General features: G+C 69.3%; 1 protein-coding gene. It reads right to left on the reverse strand.

The genetic code is table 11. The annotated features are described in order from the left end of the window. Nucleotides 1–27 precede the first annotated feature (27 nt). Nucleotides 28–20,718, reverse strand: coding sequence for a type I polyketide synthase (locus OG735_RS31815; RefSeq protein ID WP_327326572.1), 20,691 nt, complete (start codon nucleotides 20,716–20,718; stop codon nucleotides 28–30). Nucleotides 20,719–20,982 lie beyond the last annotated feature (264 nt).

Here is a 20,982-nt window from a genome sequence, read left to right on the forward strand (position 1 = left end):
CCACTGTGAGGGCTACGACGTGCGGGTTCAGGACTGGCCAAGTTCGTTGTCGAGCAGGTCGAACAACTCGTCGGCTGTCGCCGACTCCAGCGCGTCGTCCGGTGCTGCGCCGTCCGCTTCGGTCTGGGCGTTGGTCCACTTCGACATCACGGCCCGCAGCCGGGCGGTGATTCCGGAACGCTCGTCGGCGCCGCCGCCGATCGCCGCGAGCAGCGATTCGAGCTTGTCGAGCTCGGAGTGGACGGACAGCGCGGTCGCGCCCGTCTCCGTACCGAGCTCCGCTGCCAGGTAGTCGGCCACGGCGGCCGGCGCCGGGTAGTCGAAGATCAGCGTGGCGGGCGGCCGCAGTCCGGTCGCCTTGCCGAGCTGGTTGCGCAGTTCGACGGCCGTCAGCGAGTCGACACCCAGCTCCAGGAAGCCGCGCTTCGGGTCGATGTCATCGGGGCCCGCGAAACTGAGGACGGCTGCCGTCTGCGTACGTACGAGGTCGAGCAGCAGCTCCGCACGCTTGTCCGCAGTGAGACCGGCCAGACGCTTGGCGAATGCCTCCGACTCAACGACCGCGGTCTGCTGCGCGCTACGGCGGACGGGGGTGCGTACGAGTCCGCGCAGCAGGGGCGGTACGCCGGCCGATGATGCCTGGGCGCGTACGGCGGCCAGGTCGAGGTGCATCGGTACGAGCAGTGCTGTGTTGGTGGGCCATGCGGCGTCGAGGAGTTCGAGGCCTTGGGTGTCGGTGAGGCCGTTGAGGCGGTGGCGGTCTGCGTCGCTGAGGTCTCCGGCCATGCCGCCGGCTTGTTCCCAGGCGCCCCAGGCGAGGGAGGTTGCGGGGAGGTTGAGTGCTTGGCGGTGGTGGGCGAGTGCGTCGAGGAAGGTGTTGGCGGCGGCGTAGTTGCTTTGGCCGGGGTTGCCGATGACGCCGGCGGCGGACGAGAAGAGAACGAATGCCGTCAGGTTTGTGTCGGCTGTCAGTTCGTGGAGGTTGAGGGCGGCGTCGACTTTGGGGCGCATGACGGCGTCGAGGCGTTCTGGGGTGAGGGAGTTGATCACGCCGTCGTCGAGGACGCCGGCGGTGTGGATGACGGCGGTCAGCGGACGTCGGCTGTCGATCGACTTGAGCAGCGTCTCGAGCGAGCTGCGGTCGGACGCGTCGCAGGCGGTGATGTCGACGGTGGTTGCGCCGAGTTCGGCCAGTTCGGCGGCCAGTTCGGGTGCACCGTTGGCGTCGAGTCCGCGGCGGCTGGTGAGGATGAGGTTGCGTACGCCGTGCTCGGTGACGAGGTGGCGTGCGACGAGGGAGCCGAGGGCGCCGGTGCCGCCGGTGATGAGGACAGTGCCGGACGGGTCCAGTTCGATTGCCGAGGCGGTCTCGGAGGCGGGCACGCGGGCCAGGCGAGGCGCTCGTACGACACCACCGCGCAGCGAAGCCTCCGGCTCGCCGGTCGAGGCCACCGAGGCGAGTCGGTCCCAAGCGGGCGACGCGTCGTCGGTGTCGAGGAGGACGAAGCGGTCGGGGTTTTCGGCCTGTGCCGAGCGGATGAGACCCCAGACAGGTGCGTTCGCCAGATCCTGGACGGCTTCGTTCGGGCCTGCGGCGACTGCGCCGTGGGTGATGAAGACGAGTCGGGAGTCGGCGAACCGGTCTTCCGCCAGCCAGTCCTGCACCAGGCTCAGTGCGTGATGTGCGGACTGGTGTGCAGCATCAGCCTTGTCCGTACCCTCATCGGCTGCTGCCAGTGGTGCGAGGACCAGCTCCGGCACCGGCGTACCGGACTCGATGGCCTTGGCGAGGGCATCGAGGTCGGCGTACGTCGCGAGCTCCGAGGCGCCGGAGGACAGGACAGCATCTGTGCCAATCACGGACAGGGTCTTGTACACGGGAGCCGGGACGGTGATGTCCGTCCAGTCCACCTGGAACAGAGCGTCGTGGAAGGCACGCTGGGTGGTCGAGAGCTGCGCGGAGTCTACCGGCCGCAGCATCAGCGATTCCACGGTTGCGACAGGTGCACCGCTTCCGTCGGCTGCGCTGATCGATACGGCGTCGGTGCCGACTGCCGAGAGCTTGATGCGGAGCACGGAGGCGCCGGTGGCGTGCAGAGACACACCGCTCCAGGCGAACGGCAGTCGTGCCTCGTCCGAGGCTTCGGTGAAGTCGCCCAGGGACACGGCGTGCAGGGCGGCGTCGAGGAGTGCGGGGTGGAGCCCGTAGCCGTTGGTTGCAGTGCCTTCGGGCAGTGCCACTTCGGCGTAGATGTCGTTGTCGAGTCGCCAGGCGGCGTGCAGGCCCTGGAAGACCGGGCCGTAGGTGAGGCCGATGCTCGCCAGACCCTCGTACAGCCCGTCGAGCTCGACGGTGTCGGCGCCCTTGGGCGGCCAGACGGACAAGTCGGCGCTGCCGTCGGCAGTTCCCTCGGACAGGAGCCCGGTGGCGTGGCGGGTCCACGGTGTTTCTGCCTCGGCGTTGTCGAGGCGTGAGTGGATGGTGACGTGGCGGTGTCCGTTGTCATCGGCGGCGCCGACCGTCACGCGGAGGGCGATGCCGCCGTGTTGGGGGAGTACGAGTGGGGCTTGGAGCGTCAGTTCCTCGAGTGAGTTGCAGCTGGTTTGGTCGCTGGCGTGGATGGCGAGCTCGACCAGTGCGGTGCCGGGGAGGAGGACGGTGTCCATGACGATGTGGTCGGCGAGCCAGGGGTGGGACTGGAGGGACAGGCGGCCGGTGAGCAGTACGCCGTCGGAGTCCGGGAGAGCGATGGCGGCGCCGAGCAGCGGGTGCTTGGTCGTGCCGAGTCCGAGGCTGGTGGCGTCACCGGACGAGGCTGTTGCGTGGAGCCAGTAGTGGTCGTGTTGGAAGGCGTAGGTGGGGAGGTCGATGCGGCGGGGGTTGTGGCCCGCGTATACGCCGTTCCAGTCGAGTTCTGCGCCGTGGACGTGTGCGTGGGCGATGGCTTGGGTGAGGGTGTCGGTTTCGGGGCGGTTTTTGCGCAGGACGGGGGTGAAGACCACGTCATCGACATCGGGGAGGGTTTCCTGGGCCATGGCGGAGAGGGTTCCGTCGGGGCCGAGTTCCAGGTAGGTGGTGACGCCCTGCCCGTCCAGGTGGGTGATGCCGTCGGCGAAGCGGACTGCTTGGCGGACGTGGCGTACCCAGTAGTCGGCGGTGCCGAGGTCCTCCGCTGCGGCGAGCTGGCCGGTGAGGTTGGAGACGACCGGGATGCTCGGTGTCGAGTAGGTCAGGCTGGCGGCGATGGTGTGGAACTCGTCGAGCATGGGTTCCATGCGGGGGGAGTGGAAGGCGTGGCTGACGCGGAGCTTTCGGACCTTGCGGCCCTGCTCCCGCCAGTACTCCAGCACCTCCACCACAGCAGCTTCGTCGCCGGAGACAACGACGGACGAGGGTCCGTTGATCGCGGCGATGGCGATCTCGTGCTCCCGGCCTTCGACCGTCGCCAGGATTTCGGCTTCGGTGGCCTGGATCGCGGCCATGGCTCCACCGGCGGGCAGGGCCTGCATGAGGCGGCCTCGTCCCGCGACGAGCTTGGCGGCGTCTTCGAGGGTGAAGACGCCTGCTGCGTGTGCGGCAGCGAGTTCGCCGACGGAGTGGCCGACCAGGAAGTCCGGGGTCAGTCCCCAGGCCTCCACGAGGCGGAAGAGTGCGACCTCGACCGCGAACAGTGCGGCCTGCGTGAACGCGGTCTGGTCGAGCAGACCGGAGTCTGCGTTGTCCGTGTCGAAGACGAGGTCCTTCAGCGGGCGCTCGAGGTGCCCGTCAAAGTGCGCACAGACCTCGTCGAAGGCCTCCGCGAACACCGGATACGTCTCGTACAGCTCGCGGCCCATCCCGGCCCGCTGGCTGCCCTGCCCGGTGAACAGGAACGCCAGCTTGCCGCCCGTACCGCTCGAGCCGTCGACCAGTCCTGGGGCCGTCCGTCCGGCGGCGAGAGCCTCCAGCCCGGACAGCAGCTCCTCACGGCTGGCGCCCGAGACCACCGCCCGGTGCTCGAACCGCGCCCGTGACACGGCAAGCGAGTAGCCCACATCCGCCAGACCCGGCTCGGAGCCCTCGACGAAGGAGTGCAGCCGCTGAGCCTGCGCCCGCAGTGCGTCCTCAGTCTTGCCCGACAGCACCCACGGTACGACCCCACCAACCACAGGAGCCTCGGAAGCTTCAACAGCCTCCACGACCGGCGCCTGCTCCAGAATCACATGCGCATTGGTGCCGCTGATGCCGAAGGAGGAGACGGCGGCGCGGCGCGGGCGGTCCAGTTCGGGCCACTCCCGCGCCTCGGTGAGCAGGGAGACGTCACCCGTCGACCAGTCGACGTGCGGTGAGGGCTCGTCCACGTGGAGGGTTTTGGGCATGACACCTTCGCGCAGTGCCAGGACCATTTTGATGATGCCGGCGACGCCGGCCGCTGCCTGGGTGTGGCCGAGGTTGGACTTGATCGAGCCGAGCCACAGCGGCTGGTCGGCGTCGCGCCCCTGGCCGTACGTGGCCAGCAGCGCCTGGGCCTCGATCGGGTCACCCAGGCGTGTGCCCGTGCCGTGCGCTTCGACGACATCCACATCGGTTGTCGACAGACCGGCGTTGGCGAGGGCCTGGCGGATGACACGCTGCTGGGACGGGCCGTTGGGAGCGGTCAGACCGTTCGATGCACCGTCCTGGTTCACTGCCGTACCGCGAACCACCGCAAGGACCTTGTGGCCGTTGCGCTGTGCGTCCGACAGCCGCTCGACGAGCAGCATGCCCACGCCTTCGGACCAGCCGGTGCCGTCGGCCGCGCCGGCGAAGGGCTTGCAGCGGCCGTTCAGTGCGAGGCCGCGCTGCAGGGCGAAGCTGGCGAATGTGTCCGGTGTCGGCATGACGGTGACACCACCGACGAGCGCCATGGAGCAGTCGCCACGTTGCAGCGACTGCGTCGCCATCTGCAGGGCGACCAGCGAGGACGAGCATGCGGTGTCCACAGTGACAGCCGGACCCTCGAAACCGAACGTGTACGAGACACGGCCGGACACGACGCTGCTCGCACTGCCGTTGCCGAGGAAGCCCGCCACCTCGTCCGGCACTTCGGTGAGCCGGGAGGCGTAGTTGTGGTACATCACGCCGGCGAAGACACCTGTTGAACTGCCGCGTACGGATGCCGGGTCGATGCCCGCGCGCTCCAGCGCTTCCCATGAAGCCTCGAGCAGCAGCCGCTGCTGCGGGTCCATCGCCACTGCCTCACGAGGCGAGATACCGAAGAAGGTCGGGTCGAAGTCGGCGGCCTGGTGCAGGAAGCCACCTTCCAGCGCGTACTCCGACGCCGGCCGATCCGTGTCGCCGTCGAAGAGTCCGTCCAGGTCCCAGCCGCGGTCGGTCGGGAAGGGCGTGATTCCGTCGCCGTCCGTGAGCAGGAACTGCCACATCTCCTCGGGAGTGGTGATTCCGCCCGGATAGCGGCAGGCCATGCCGACGATCGCGATCGGCTCGTCGTCCGTGTTGTCGCGGACCGCTACGGCGGCGGTCACCTCGGGCTGGGTGCCCATGACTTCGGCGATGAGGTAATCGGCGACAGCAGTCGCGTTCGGGTAGTCGAATACGAGGGTGGCGGGGAGTCGGAGTCCGGTGGCTGTGCCGAGTTGGTTGCGCAGTTCGACTGCGGTGAGTGAGTCGAAGCCCAACTCCTTGAAGGCACGGGCGGGTTCGACGCTGGTTCCGCTCTCGTGGCCGAGGACATTGGCGACGTGTGTGCGGACCAGGTCGAGGAGGAGTGTGTGGCGTTCTTCGTGTGAGAGGCCGGTGAGGCGTTGTGCCAGGGCTCCGGTCTCGATGGTTGCGGTGTGGGCGGTGCGACGGACGGGAGTTCGTACGAGTCCGCGCATCAGGGGCGGTACACCGGCCGATGATGCCTGGGCGCGTACAGCGGCCAGGTCGAGGTGCATCGGTACGAGCAGGGCTGTGCTGGTGGGCCATGCGGCGTCGAGGAGTTCCAGGCCCTCGGCGTGGGAGAGACCGGTCATGCCACCGCGACTCATGCGGTTGGCGTTGGTGTCTCCGAGGTCTCCGGCCATGCCGCCTGCCTGCTCCCAGGCGCCCCAGGCGAGGGAGGTTGCGGCCAGGCCGAGTGAGCGGCGGTCGTGGGCCAGGGCGTCCAAGAAGGTGTTGGCGGCAGCGTAGTTGCCCTGACCTGGGCTGCCCATGACGCCGGCCACGGAGGAGAAGAGAACGAATGCCGTCAGGTTTGTGTCGGCTGTCAGTTCGTGGAGGTTGAGGGCGGCGTCGGCCTTGGGGCGGAGGACGGCGTCGAGGCGTTCTGGGGTGAGGGAGTTGATGACGCCGTCGTCGAGGACGCCGGCGGTGTGGATGACGGCGGTGAGGGGGTGCTCGGCGGGGATGCTGGCGAGGAGGGTTGCGAGGGCCTTGCGGTCCGCGGCGTCGCAGGCGGTGATGTCGACGGTGGTTGCGCCGAGTTCGGTGAGTTCGGTGGCCAGTTGGGGTGCGCCGTTGGCGTCGAGTCCGCGGCGGCTGGTGAGGATGAGGTTGCGTGCGCCGTGTTGGGTGACGAGGTGGCGGGCGATGAGGGAGCCGAGGGCGCCGGTGCCGCCGGTGATGAGGATGGTGCCGGAGGCGTCCAGCGGTGTGGTGGTCTCGGCGGTCGTCGTGCGGGCCAGGCGGGGTGCCCGTATGGCGTCGTTGCGGAGTACGGCTTCGGGTTCGTCGGAGCCGAGGAGTGGCCACAGCGAGTTGAGTTCGGGCGACTTCTCGTCGGTGTCGAGGAGTAGGAAGCGGTCGGGGTTTTCGGTCTGGGCCGTTCGTACGAGGCCCCAGACGGGCGCGTTGGCCAGGTCGGTGACGGTGTCGGCCGGGCCGGCAGCGATTGCGCCGTGGGTGATGAAGACGAGGCGGGAGTCGGCGAAGCGGTCCTCTGCCAGCCAGTCCTGGACGAGGGCCAGTGCGCGGTGTGTGGCCTGGTGTGCGGCGGTGGCCGTGTCCGTGCCTTCGTATGCCGCGAGGGGAGCGAAGACGACCTCGGGGATCGTGTCGGCGCCGGCGAGCTCGGCCAGGCTCGAGAACAGCGGGCCGTCGGCAAAGACGCCCGGCTCATCGCCGAGCACCGCCCACGTACCCGGTTCGATGGACGGCAGTGACAGCTCCGGCCACTCGATGCTGAACAGCGAGTCGTGGAAGCCGCTGCGGCCGGTCGAAAGCTGTTCGGTTGTGACGGTGCGGAGTACCAGGGCGTCTGCGGTTGCGACGGGGGTTCCGGTTTCGTCGGCTGCGCTGATCGATACGGCGTCGGTGCCGGCTGTGGAGAGCTTGACGCGGAGCACGGATGCGCCGGTGGCGTGGAGAGACACGCCGCTCCAGGCGAAGGGCAGTCGTGCCTGGTCCGATGCTTCGACGAAGTCCCCGAGGGCCACGGCGTGCAGGGCGGCGTCGAGGAGTGCGGGGTGCAGTCCGAAGCCGTCGGTCGCAGTTCCCTCGGGAAGTGCGACCTCGGCGAACACGTCGCGGCCCAGTCGCCATGCAGCTCGAAGACCCTGGAACACCGGGCCGTAGGACAGGCCCGTACTGGCGAGGTTCTCGTAGAGATCCTCGACCTCGATGGACTCAGCGCCCTTCGGCGGCCACACCGACAGATCAAATGACGCGTCTGGCGTGCCTTCTGTCAGGAAGCCGACCGCGTGACGGGTCCACGGCTCCGCAACATCCGCCTCGTCCAGCCGCGAGAAGATCGCGATCTGCCGCCGCCCGTTGTCGTCGGCAGCGTCGACCGTCACCCGGACAGCGATACCGCCGCGCTCGGGAAGGACAAGCGGGGCCTGGAGCGTCAGCTCCTCCAAGGAACTGCATCCGACCTGGTCGCCGGCGTGGATCGCGAGCTCGACCAGTCCGGTGCCGGGGACGAGGACGGTGTCCATGACGGTGTGGTCGGCCAGCCAAGCGTGCGACTGCAGCGAGAGACGGCCCGTAAGGACGATGCTGTCCGTCTCGGGCAGCGACATCGCCGCGCCGAGGAGCGGGTGGCCGGTCTTGCCCAGTCCGAGGCTGGTGGCATCACCGGCTGCGGCTGTGGCCCGCAGCCAGTAGTGCTGGTGTTGGAAGACGTAGGTCGGCAGCTCCACACGTTGCCCACCACGGCCCGCGTATACGCCGTCCCAGTCGAGTTCTGTACCGCGTACGTGTGCGTGGGCGATGGCTTGGGTGAGGGTTTCGGCTTCGGGGCGGTTTTTGCGCAGGAGGGGGGTGAAGAGGGTGTTGTCGGTGTGGGGGAGGGTTTCCTGGGCCATGGCGGAGAGGGTTCCGTCGGGGCCGAGTTCCAGGTAGGTGGTGACGCCCTGCCCGTCCAGGTAGGTGATGCCGTCGGCGAAGCGGACTGCTTGGCGAACGTGTCGTACCCAGTAGTCGGCGGTGCCGAGGTCCTCGGGTGTGGCGAGCTGGCCAGTGAGGTTGGAGACGACCGGGATGCTCGGGGTTCCGTAGGAGATTCCTGCGGCGATGGTGTGGAACTCCTCGAGCATGGGTTCCATGCGGGGGGAGTGGAAGGCGTGGCTGACGCGGAGCTGGTGGACCTTGCGGCCCTGCTCCCGCCAGTACTCCAGCACCTCCACCACAGCAGCTTCGTCACCGGAGACAACGACGGACGAGGGTCCGTTGATCGCGGCGATGGCGATCTCGTGCTCCCGGCCTTCGACCGTCGCCAGGATTTCGGCTTCGGTGGCCTGGATCGCGGCCATGGCTCCGCCGGCCGGGAGGGCCTGCATGAGGCGGCCTCGTGCCGCGACGAGCTTGGTGGCGTCTTCGAGGGTGAAGACGCCTGCTGCGTGTGCGGCAGCGAGTTCGCCGACGGAGTGGCCGACGAGGAAGTCCGGGGTCAGTCCCCAGGCCTCGACGAGTCGGAAGAGTGCGACTTCGACCGCGAACAGTGCGGCCTGGGTGAATAGCGTCTGGTCGAGCAGACCGGAGCTGTCGTTGTCCGTGTCGAAGACGAGGTCCTTCAGTGGACGCTCGAGGTGCCTGTCAAAGTGCGCACAGACTTCGTCGAAGGCCGCCGCGAAGACGGGGTAGGTCTCGTACAGCTTGCGGCCCATCCCGGTCCGCTGGCTGCCCTGCCCCGTGAACAGGAATGCAACCCGGCCGCGGTTCACGCTGCCAGTGGTCAGTACGCCGGACGGTTCGCCGGTGGCCAACGCCCGTACACCCGCGAGGAGTTCTTCCCGGTCGGTGCCGGTGACGACCGCCCGGTGCTCGAACCGCGCCCGCGACACCGCAAGCGAGTACCCCACATCCGCCAGACCCAGGTCGGACCGCTCGCCGACGAACGCTGCAAGCCGTGCCGCCTGCGCCCGCAGCGCGTCCTCAGTCTTGCCCGACAGCACCCACGGAACGACCCCGCCAACCACCGGAGCCACAGCCGCCGCACCGGAGCTCTCGACCGGCGCCTGCTCCAGGATGATGTGCGCGTTCGTGCCGCTGATGCCGAAGGACGACACTGCCGCTCGCCGTGGACGGTCGAGCTCGGACCACTCCCGCGCCTCGGTCAGCAGGGAGACGTCACCCGCCGACCAGTCGACGTGCGGGGAGGGTTCGTCGATGTGAAGGGTCTTTGGCATGACGCCGTTACGCAGCGCAAGGACCATTTTGATGATGCCGGCGACGCCGGCCGCTGCCTGGGTGTGGCCGAGGTTGGACTTGATCGAGCCGAGCCACAGCGGCTGGTCGGCGTCGCGCCCCTGGCCGTACGTGGCCAGTAGCGCCTGAGCTTCGATCGGGTCACCGAGGCGCGTGCCCGTACCGTGTGCTTCCACCACGTCCACATCGGCCGTGGACAGGCCCGCGCCCGCCAGAGCCTGGCGGATGACGCGTTGCTGCGAGGGACCGTTCGGAGCGGTCAGACCGTTCGACGCGCCGTCCTGGTTCACGGCGGAGCCGCGGACGACCGCAAGGACCTTGTGGCCGTTGCGCTCGGCGTCCGACAGCCGCTCGACGAGCAGCATACCCACACCCTCGGACCACGCGGTTCCGTCCGCGGCTCCGGCGAAGGCCTTGCAGCGGCCGTCTCCGGCCAGGCCGCCCTGGAGGGCGAAGTCGATGAAGGTGTCCGGGTTCGGCATGACGGTGACACCGCCGGCCAGCGCCAGCGAGCACTCGCCGCGACGCAGCGCCTGAACTGCCAGGTGCAGCGTGACCAGCGAGGACGAGCATGCGGTGTCCACGGTCACGGCCGGACCCTCAAGGCCGAACGTGTACGAGACACGGCCGGACACGACGCTGCTGGAGTTGCCGGTGCCGAGGAAGCCGCCGACGCCGTCGGGGATGTCCGTCACGCGAGCGGCGTAGTTGTGGTACATCACGCCGGCGAAGACACCGGTTGAGCTGCCGCGTACGGATGCCGGGTCGATCCCGGCCCGCTCGAACGCCTCCCACGATGCTTCGAGCAGCAGTCGCTGCTGCGGGTCCATTGCCAGCGCCTCACGCGGCGAGATACCGAAGAACGCGGGGTCGAACTCCGGTGCGTCATGCAGAAACCCGCCGGCCAGCGCGTACTTCGTGCCGGGACGATCCGGGTCCTCGATGAACTGGTCCTCGATGTCCCAGCCACGATCGGCCGGGAACAGCGATGTGCCGTCGCCGCCCCCCATGAGGAACTGCCACATTCCCTCGGGTGAGGTGATTCCGCCCGGGTAGCGGCAGGCCATGCCGACGATCGCGATCGGCTCGTCGTCGGTGAGCACTACGGCAGGGGCGACCGCCGTCTGCAGGGTGTCCGTACCGCCGAATTCGGTGAGCAGGAAGTCGACCAGGGACAGGGGATTCGGGTAGTCGAAGACGAGGGTGGCGGGGAGTCGGAGTCCGGTGGCTGTGCCGAGTTGGTTGCGCAGTTCGACTGCGGTGAGTGAGTCGAAGCCCAACTCCTTGAAGGCACGGGCGGGTTCGACGCTGGTTCCGCTCTCGTGGCCGAGGACATTGGCGACGTGTGTGCGGACCAGGTCGAGGAGGAGTGTGTGGCGTTCTTCGTGTGAGAGGCCGGTGAGGCGTTGTGCCAGGGCTCCGGTCTCGATGGTTGCGGTGTGGGCGGTGCGACGGACGGGAGTTCGTACGAGTCCGCGCATCAGGGGCGGTACACCGGCCGATGATGCCTGGGCCCGTACGGCGGCCAGGTCGAGGTGCATCGGTACGAGCAGGGCTGTGCTGGTGGGCCATGCGGCGTCGAGGAGTTCCAGGCCCTCGGCGTGGGAGAGACCGGTCATGCCACCGCGACTCATGCGGTTGGCGTTGGTGTCTCCGAGGTCTCCGGCCATGCCGCCTGCCTGCTCCCACGGGCCCCAGGCGAGAGAGGTTGCGGCCAGGCCGAGCGAGCGGCGGTGGTGGGCGAGTGCGTCGAGGAAAGTATTGGCGGCGGCGTAGTTGCCCTGACCGGCACCGCCCATGACGCCGGCGGCGGACGAGAAGAGAACAAACGCGGAGAGCCCCAGATCCCACGTGAGTTCGTGGAGGTTGAGGGCGGCGTCGGCCTTGGGGCGGAGGACGGCGTCGAGGCGGTCGGGGGTGAGGGAGTTGATGACGCCGTCGTCGAGGACACCGGCGGTGTGGATGACGGCGGTCAGCGGACGCTCACTGTCGATCGACTTGAGCAGCGTCTCGAGCGAGCTGCGGTCGGATGCGTCGCAGGCGGTGATGTCGACGGTGGTTGCGCCGAGTTCGGCCAGTTCGGTGGCCAGTTCGGGTGCATCGTTGGCGTCGAGTCCGCGGCGGCTGGTGAGGATGAGGTTGCGTACGCCGTGCTCGGTGACGAGATGCCTGGCGACGAGGGAACCGAGGGCGCCGGTGCCGCCGGTGATGAGAACGGTCCCGGACGGATCCAGTTCGCTGGCCGCGTCGCTGTCGGTGACGGGCACGCGGGCCAGGCGGGGTGCCCGTACGGCGCCGGTGCGGAGTACGGCTTCGGGCTCGTCGGAGCCGAGGACCGGCCACAGCGAGGCGAGTTCAAACGACACGTCGTCGGTGTCGAGGAGGACGAAGCGGTCGGGGTTTTCGGACTGGGCCGTTCGTACGAGCCCCCAGACGGGCGCGTTGGCCAGGTCGGTGACGGTGTCGGCCGGGCCGGCAGCGATTGCGCCGTGGGTGATGAAGACGAGGCGGGAGTCGGCGAAGCGGTCCTCTGCCAGCCAGTCCTGGACGAGGGCCAGTGCGCGGTGTGTGGCCTGGTGTGCGGCGGTGGCCGTGTCCGTGCCTTCGTATGCCGCGAGGGGAGCGAAGACGACCTCGGGGATCGTGTCGGCGCCGGCGAGCTCGGCCAGGCTCGAGAACAGCGGGCCGTCGGCAAAGACGCCCGGTTCATCGTCGAGCACCGCCCACGTACCCGCCTCGACCGACGGCAGCGACAGCTCCGTCCAGTCGACGCTGAAGAGCGAGTCGTTGAAGCCACCACGGCCTGCCGAGAGCTGCTCGGCCGAGACCTGGCGGAAGACGAGAGAGTCGGTCGAGGCGACTGGTGCGCCGGCTCCGTCGGCCATGACGAGGGCCACACCGTCGGGTCCGGTCGGTGTCAGCCGTACGCGCAGAGCCGATGCACCGGTGGCGTGCAGGGACACACCGCTCCACGCGAAGGGCAGACCTGTCCCCGTGTCCTCCTCTGATGACGTGCTCAGTGAAGCCGCGTGCAGAGCGGCGTCGAAGAGCGCAGGGTGGAGCCCGAAGCCGCCGGTCGGGGTGCCCTCGGGCAGGGCGACCTCGGCGTAGATGGCGTCGTTCAGTCGCCAGGCAGCGCGCAGGCCTTGGAACACCGGGCCGTAGGACAGTCCTGTCCTGGCGAGGTTCTCGTAGAGATCCTCGACCTCGATGGACTCGGCGCCCTTGGGCGGCCACACCGAGAGGTCGAACGACGCCTCCGGCGCGCCCTCCATCAGGAAGCCGGCCGCATGACGGGTCCACGGCTCCGCTTCCGCGTCCTCGGGCCGGGAGAAGATGGCGACCGGACGCCGCCCGAGCGGATCCGCGGCCTCCACGGTCACTCGCAGAACGACAGCACCGCGCTCGGGGAGGATCAGCGGGGCCTGGAGCATCAGCTCCTCGACCTGGCTGAAGCCCACCTGGTCGCCGGCGTGGATCGCCAACTCGACCAGACCGGTCCCGGGCAGCAGTGCCGAACCCATCACGAGGTGGTCCGCGATCCACGGGTGGCTCTGGAGCGACAGACGTCCGGTGAGGACGAGCGTGTCCGACTCGGGCATCGCAACAGCGGCGCCGAGCAGCGGGTGCTCGGTCGCGGACTGGCCGAGCACGGAAACGTCGCCCGCAGGGACGCCCATCTCCAGCCAGTAGTGGTCGTGTTGGAAGGCGTAGGTCGGCAGCTCCACACGTTGCCCACCACGGCCCGCGTATACGCCGTTCCAGTCGAGTTCTGCGCCGTGGACGTGTGCGTGGGCGATGGCTTGGGTGAGGGTTTCGGTTTCGGGGCGGTTTTTGCGCAGGACGGGGGTGAAGAGGGTGTTGTCGGTGTGGGGGAGGGTTTCCTGGGCCATGGCGGAGAGGGTTCCGTCGGGGCCGAGTTCCAGGTAGGTGGTGACGCCTTGGGTGGCGAGGTGGGTGATGCCGTCGGCGAAGCGGACTGCTTGGCGGACGTGGCGTGCCCAGTAGTCGGCGGTGCTGAGGTCCTCGGGTGTGGCGAGTTGGCCGGTGAGGTTGGAGACGACGGGGATGCGCGGTGTCGAGTAGGTCAGGCTGGCGGCGATGGTGTGGAACTCGTCGAGCATGGGTTCCATGCGGGGGGAGTGGAAGGCGTGGCTGACGCGGAGCTTTCGGACCTTGCGGTCCTGCTCCCGCCAGTACTCCAGCACCTCCACCACGGCGCTCTCGTCACCGGAAATCACGACGGACGAGGGTCCGTTGATCGCGGCGATGGCGATCTCGTGCTCCCGGCCTTCCAGCAGCGGCAGAATCTCCGGCTCGGTGGCCTGGATCGCGGCCATCGCTCCACCGGCAGGGAGGGCCTGCATGAGGCGGCCTCGTGCCGCGACGAGCTTGGCGGCGTCTTCGAGGGTGAAGACGCCTGCTGCGTGTGCGGCAGCCAGCTCGCCGACGGAGTGGCCGACGAGGAAGTCCGGGGTCAGTCCCCAGGCCTCGACGAGTCGGAAGAGTGCGACCTCGACCGCGAACAGCGCGGCCTGCGTGAACACCGTCTGGTCCAGCAGACCGGCGCTGTCGTTGTCCGTGTCGAAGACGAGGTCCTTCAGTGGACGCTCGAGGTGCCTGTCAAAGTGCGCACAGACCTCGTCGAAGGCCTCCGCGAACACCGGATACGCCTCGTACAGCTCCCGGCCCATCCCGGCCCGCTGGCTGCCCTGCCCCGTGAACAGGAACGCGACCCGGCCGCGGTTCACGCTGCCAGTGGTCAGTACGCCGGACGGTTCGCCGGTGGCCAACGCCCGTACACCCGCGAGGAGTTCTTCCCGGTCGGTGCCGGTGACGACGGCCCGGTGCTCGAACCGCGCCCGCGAGACCGCAAGCGAGTACCCCACATCGGCCAGATCCAGCTCGGAGCTCTCGTCCACGAAGGAGTACAGCCGCTGGGCCTGTGCCCGCAGTGCGTCCTCAGTCTTGCCCGACAGCACCCACGGAACGACCCCACCCACCACCGGAGCCGCAATGGCCTCAGAAGCCTCTGCCTCCACCTCTGCGATCGGCGCCTGCTCCAGGATCGTGTGCACGTTCGTGCCACTTACGCCGAACGACGAGATACCGGCCCGGCGCGGGCGCCCGGTCTCCGGCCACTCCCGCGCCTCGGTCAGCAGGGAAACAGCGCCCGCCGACCAGTCCACCTGCGGCGTCGGCTCGTCCACGTGCAGGGTCTTCGGCAGCAGGCCCTCCTGCATTGCCATGACCATCTTGATGACACCGGCGACACCGGCGGCCGTCTGCGTGTGACCGATGTTGGATTTGATCGAGCCGAGCCACAGCGGCTGGTCCGCGTCACGCCCCTGGCCGTATGTGGCCAGCAGCGCTCCCGCCTCGATCGGGTCACCGAGGCGCGTGCCCGTACCGTGTGCTTCCACCACGTCCACATCGGCCGTGGACAGGCCCGCGCCCGCCAGAGCCTGGCGGATGACGCGTTGCTGCGACGGGCCGTTCGGAGCGGTCAGACCGTTCGACGCACCGTCCTGGTTCACCGCAGTACCGCGAACCACCGCAAGCACCTTGTGGCCCCTGCGCTGTGCGTCGGAGAGGCGCTCCAGCAGGAGCAGCCCCGCGCCCTCGGACCAGCCGGTGCCGTCGGCCGCGCCCGCGAAGGCCTTGCAGCGGCCGTCGCCGGAAAGACCGCGCTGGCGGCTGAACTCGACGAAGGCGCCCGGGGTCGCCATGACGGTGATACCGCCGGCCAGTGCCAGATCGCACTCGCCCTGCCGAAGCGACTGCGCGGCCAGATGAAGAGCAACGAGTGAGGACGAGCAGGCGGTGTCCACGGTCACGGCCGGGCCCTCGAGACCCAGGGTGTAGGACACGCGGCCGGAGATGACGGAGGACTGGGTGCCGGTGAGGAAGTAGCCCTCGGTCCCCTCCGGAGCGTCATGGGCGTCGATGCCGTAACCCTGGGATCCGGCGCCGATGAAGACGCCACCCTGGGTGCCGCGCAGCGACAGGGGGTCGATGCCCGCGCGCTCCAGCGCCTCCCACGAGGCTTCGAGAAGCAGTCGCTGCTGCGGGTCCATCGCCAGCGCCTCGCGCGGCGAGATACCGAAGAACCCGGCGTCAAAGCCGCCGGCACCGTCGATGAAGCCGCCCTCGTACGCGTACGTCGTCCCGCTTCGCTCCGGGTCCGGGTCGTACAGGTCGTCGATGGGCCAGCCGCGGTCGGTGGGGAAGGGAGAGATGGCGTCGCGGCCTTCGAGGACGAGCTGCCAGAGGTCCTCGGGCGTGCTGACACCGCCCGGGTAGCGGCAACTCATCGCCACGATGGCGATGGGCTCGTCGTCGGCCGACGGGCCCGCGACAGCGGCCGCACGCGCCGAGTCGGCCGTGCCGGCGTGGTCGGCGCCGAGCAGCTCGGTGAGGACGAGCCCGGCGACTGCGTCGGCGTTCGGGTAGTCGAAGACGAGCGTTGTGGGCATCTTGAGCCCGGTCGCGTCGTTCAGGCGGTTGCGGATGTCGACCGCGGTGAGCGAGTCGAAGCCGAGCTCGCGGAAGGCCGAACCGGGCTCGATCGTCGTGGCGTCGGCGTGGCCGAGTGCGGCGGCGGCCTGCGTACGTACGAGATCGAGGACCAGCTCCCGCTGCTCGCTCGCCGACAGCCCGCTCAGCCTCTGCGCGAGCGCATTGCCGCCCGCAAGCTCGGCGGGAGTCTCCGACGTCGCCTCCAGGACGCGCCGGACCTCGGGCAGGTCTCCGATGAAGGGACGTCGGCGGATGGCGGAGTAGGCGGGGGCGAACCGCTCCCAGTCGAGGTCGGAGACGGAGACCGTTGTCTCGTCGTGCTCGACGGCCTGGACCAGGGCGGACACGGCGAGTTCGGGGCTCATGCGCTTGAGGCCGACGCGCAGCATGGCCTCCTCGTCGCCATCGGTGCCCATGCCGCCGCCGCCCCACAGGCCCCAGGCGATGGATGTGGCGGTACGGCCCTTGGCGCGGCGCTGCTCGGCGAACGCGTCGAGGAAGGAGTTGCCCGCGGCGTACGCGCCCTGGTCGGCGCCGCCCCACACCGCGGCGGCCGAGGAGAAGAGGACGAAGGCGTCCAGGGGCGTGTCGCCGAGCAGCTCGTCGAGGTGCGTGGCGCCCGCGGCCTTGGCCGCGACGATGGCGGCCACGTCGTCGAGACCGCTGTCCATGAGCGCGCCGGTGTCGCCGACGCCGGCGGCATGCACAACCGCAGTCAGCGGCTGGGTCTCGTCGGTCTCGATACGGGCCAGGACGGCGGCCAGCGACTCGCGGTCGCCCGCGTCGCACGCGGCAATGGTGACCCGGGAAGCGCCGAGTTCGGTGAGTTCCGTACTCAACTCCCGGGCGCCGGGGGCCTGGTCGCCGCGGCGGCTGGTGAGGACGAGATGCTCAGCGCCGTTGGCTGCTGCCCAGCGGGCGACATGGCCGCCGAGCGCGCCCGTACCGCCGGTGATGAGAATCGTGCCGCGCGGCGTCCACGAGCCGCCGGCCGAGTCGGCGAGCGACGCCCGTACGAGACGACGGCCGAAGATCCCGGTCGAACGAATCGCGAGCTCGTCCTCCGCGTCGAGACCGGCCAGAACGTCGGTGAAGCGGGCGAGCGCGGGAGCATCGATCGTCTCGGGCAGATCGACCAGACCACCCCAACGGTTCGGGTGCTCGAGCCCGGCCACCCTGCCCAGGCCCCAGACCTGGGCCTGCGCCGGGTCGGCCGCCCGGTCCGACCGGCCGACCGACACGCCGCCGCGGCCGGCGAGCCACAGTGGCGCCTCGACCCCGGAGTCACCGAGGGCCTGAACGAGCTCGAGCGTCCCGGAGAGCCCCGAAGCCACATAGGGGTGGCTGGGGTGCGGATCGGTATCGAGCGCGAGCAGCGAGAGCACACCACTGAGGGCACGGTCGCCCACGGCTTCACGGATCTGCTCGGCGAGCGACGTGCGGTCCGTGTCGGCCGCGCTCCACTCCACCCGTACGGTCGTGACACCGCGGCCGGTCAGAGCCTGCTCGGCCGCGGGCACCCACGCGTGGGTGTTGTCCCCGGCCGGAACCACCAGGAGCCAGGTGCCGGAGAGTCGCTTCGTCGGCGCGATGGACAGAGGCTTCCAGGTGACGCGGTATCGCCAGGCGTCGACGGTGTTCTTCTGCCGGTTCTGGCGACGCCAGGTCGACAGGACCGGCAGTGCCGCTTCGAGCCACTCGGGCTCGACCTCGCCGTCGAAGTCGAGCGCGGCGGCCAGCGCGGCCGTGTCCTCGCGCTCGACGGCCTCCCAGAAGCGCGTCTCCTCGGGGGCAGCGGCGTGGGCGGCCGCCGACTCCATGGGCTCTGCGGCTTCGAGCCAGTAGCGCTGGTGCTGGAAGGCGTAGGTGGGGAGGTCGATGCGGCGGGGGTTGTGGCCCGCGTATACGCCGTTCCAGTCGAGTTCTGCGCCGTGGACGTGTGCGTGGGCGATGGCTTGGGTGAGGGTTTCGGTTTCGGGGCGGTTTTTGCGCAGGAGGGGGGTGAAGAGGGTGTTGTCGGTGTGGGGGAGGGTTTCCTGGGCCATGGCGGAGAGGGTTCCGTCGGGGCCGAGTTCCAGGTAGGTGGTGACGCCTTGGGTGGCGAGGTGGGTGATGCCGTCGGCGAAGCGGACTGCTTGGCGGACGTGGCGTGCCCAGTAGTCGGCGGTGCTGAGGTCTTCGGGTGTGGCGAGTTGGCCGGTGAGGTTGGAGACGACGGGGATGCGCGGTGTCGAGTAGGTCAGGCTGGCGGCGATGGTGTGGAACTCGTCGAGCATGGGTTCCATGCGGGGGGAGTGGAAGGCGTGGCTGACGCGGAGCTTTCGGACCTTGCGGTCCTGCTCCCGCCAGTACTCCAGCACCTCCACCACAGCGTTCTCGTCACCGGAAATCACGACGGACGAGGGTCCGTTGATCGCGGCGATGGCGATCTCGTGCTCCCGGCCTTCCAGCAGCGGCAGAATCTCCGGCTCGGTGGCCTGGATCGCGGCCATCGCTCCACCGGCGGGCAGGGCCTGCATGAGGCGGCCTCGTGCCGCGACGAGCTTGGCGGCGTCTTCGAGGGTGAAGACGCCTGCTGCGTGTGCGGCAGCCAGCTCGCCGACGGAGTGGCCGACGAGGAAGTCCGGGGTCAGTCCCCAGGCCTCGACGAGTCGGAAGAGTGCGACCTCGACCGCGAACAGCGCGGCCTGCGTGAATACCGTCTGGTCCAGCAGACCGGAGTCCGCGTCCTCCGTGCCGAACACGAGGTCCTTCAGTGGACGCTCGAGGTGCCCGTCAAAGAGCGCACAGACCTCGTCGAAGGCCTCCGCGAACACCGGATACGCCTCGTACAGCTCGCGGCCCATCCCGACCCGCTGGCTGCCCTGCCCCGTGAACAGGAACGCCAGCTTGCCGCCCGCGCTCGTGGCGGCCGAACCCTCCACAACCCCCGGAGCGACCCGCCCGGCAGCGACAGCTTCCAGCCCGGACAGCAGCTCCTCAGGGCTCGCGCCCGAGACCACCGCCCGGTGCTCGAACCGCGCCCGCGACACCGCAAGCGAGTAACCCACATCCGCTGGGCCGAGGCCCAGCCGCCCGGCGAGGAACGAGGCAAGGCGCTCGGACTGCGCCCGCAGCGCGGCCTCGGTCCTGCCCGAGACCACCCATGACACGGGGGCGTTCGCCTCGTGCGTCCCGGCGGGGGGCTCCTCCGCGGGAAGCTCGGCCGCCGCCTGCTCCAGGATGATGTGCGCGTTCGTACCGCTGATGCCGAACGAAGACACCGCGGCCCGCCGCGGACGCCCGGTCTCCGGCCACTCCCGCGCCTCGGTCAGCAGCGACACCGCCCCCGCCGACCAGTCGACCTTGGTGGAGGGGTTGTCGATGTGCAGAGTCTTCGGCATGACGCCGTTGCGCAACGCCATCACCATTTTGATGATGCCGCCGGCGCCCGCGGCGGCCTGCGTGTGACCGACGTTGGACTTGAAGGAGCCGATCCACAGCGGCTGGTCGGCCGGGCGTTCCTGGCCGTAGGTGTTGATGAGTGCCTGGGCCTCGATGGGGTCACCGAGCGTGGTGCCCGTGCCGTGTGCCTCGACGACGTCGATCTGGTCGGAGGAGAGCTGGGCATTGTCGAGCGCCTGGCGGATGACGCGCTGCTGGGAGGGGCCGTTGGGCGCGGTGAGGCCGCTGCTCGCGCCGTCCTGGTTGACGGCGGAGCCGCGTACGACTGCGAGCACCTTGTGGCCGTTGCGCTCGGCGTCCGACAGCCGCTCGACGAGGAGCATGCCCACGCCCTCGGCGAAGCCGGCACCGTCCGCCAGGTCGGAGAAGGCCTTGCAGCGGCCGTCGGGCGAGAGGCCGCCCTGGCGGGCGAGGTCGATGAAGGCCTCGGGGGTCGACATGACCGTGGTGCCACCGGCGAGGGCCATGGTGCACTCGCCGTTGCGCAGCGCCTGGACGGCCAGGTGCAGTGTCACCAGCGAGGAGGAGCATGCAGTGTCGACGGACACGGCCGGGCCTTCGAGACCGAGGGTGTAAGAGATGCGTCCCGAGGTGACGCTGTATGCGTTGCCGGTGCTGAGATATCCCTCGACGCCATCGGGGATTCGGTCGAGCCGGGTGGCGTAGTCCTGGTACATCACGCCCGCGAATACACCGGTCTTGCTGCCGCGCATCGCGTGCGGGTCAATTCCGGCGTGCTCGAAGGCTTCCCAGGCGACTTCCAGCAGCAGTCGCTGCTGCGGGTCCATGGCCAGCGCCTCGCGCGGGGAAATTCCAAAGAACGCGGGGTCGAACTGCGCGGCGTCGTAAAGGAATCCGCTCTCGCGGTTGTAGAAAGTGCCCGGCTTTTCGCGGTCGGGGCTGTAGAGCCGCTCGATGTCCCAGCCGCGGTCGGTGGGAAGGTCGGACACGGCGTCCCGGCCGTCGGCGACCATCTGCCACAACTCCTCCGGGGAGTTGGCACCACCCGGATAACGGCAGCTCATGCCCACGATCGCAATGGGCTCGTGCGCCCGCGAGTCAGCCTCGCTCAACAGCTGCCTCGTCTGCTGCAGATCGGCCATTACCCGCTTGAGGTAGTCGCGAAGCTTCTGCTCATTCTGCATCTAAAGCAACCTCTTGAGGACGGACAGCACATTGGCACCTGGGCAATACATGAGATCGCGCCGCACGCGAAACCCCGGCGGAAGCCTTTTTGCGACGTGACTCCCCGGCTGGGAGACCCATTCGGCGATGCCTCGAACCGGCTAGGGATGAGCACGGCGACACACCGACATGACTTCACATACGACGCTAGGAGATAGCCACCCGACGCGGCACCCCTAACCTTCCCTAAGCGCCCCCCTACGCCCCCCAGGGCCGGCCACACT

The sequence above is a fragment of the Streptomyces sp. NBC_01210 genome (assembly GCF_036010325.1).
Classification (GTDB): domain Bacteria; phylum Actinomycetota; class Actinomycetes; order Streptomycetales; family Streptomycetaceae; genus Streptomyces.

What these genes read in the sequence shown, in the direction of transcription:
- OG735_RS31815 (WP_327326572.1), bottom strand. Translation starts at nt 20,718, where the DNA reads ATGCAGAATGAGCAGAAGCTTCGCGACTACCTCAAGCGGGTAATGGCC.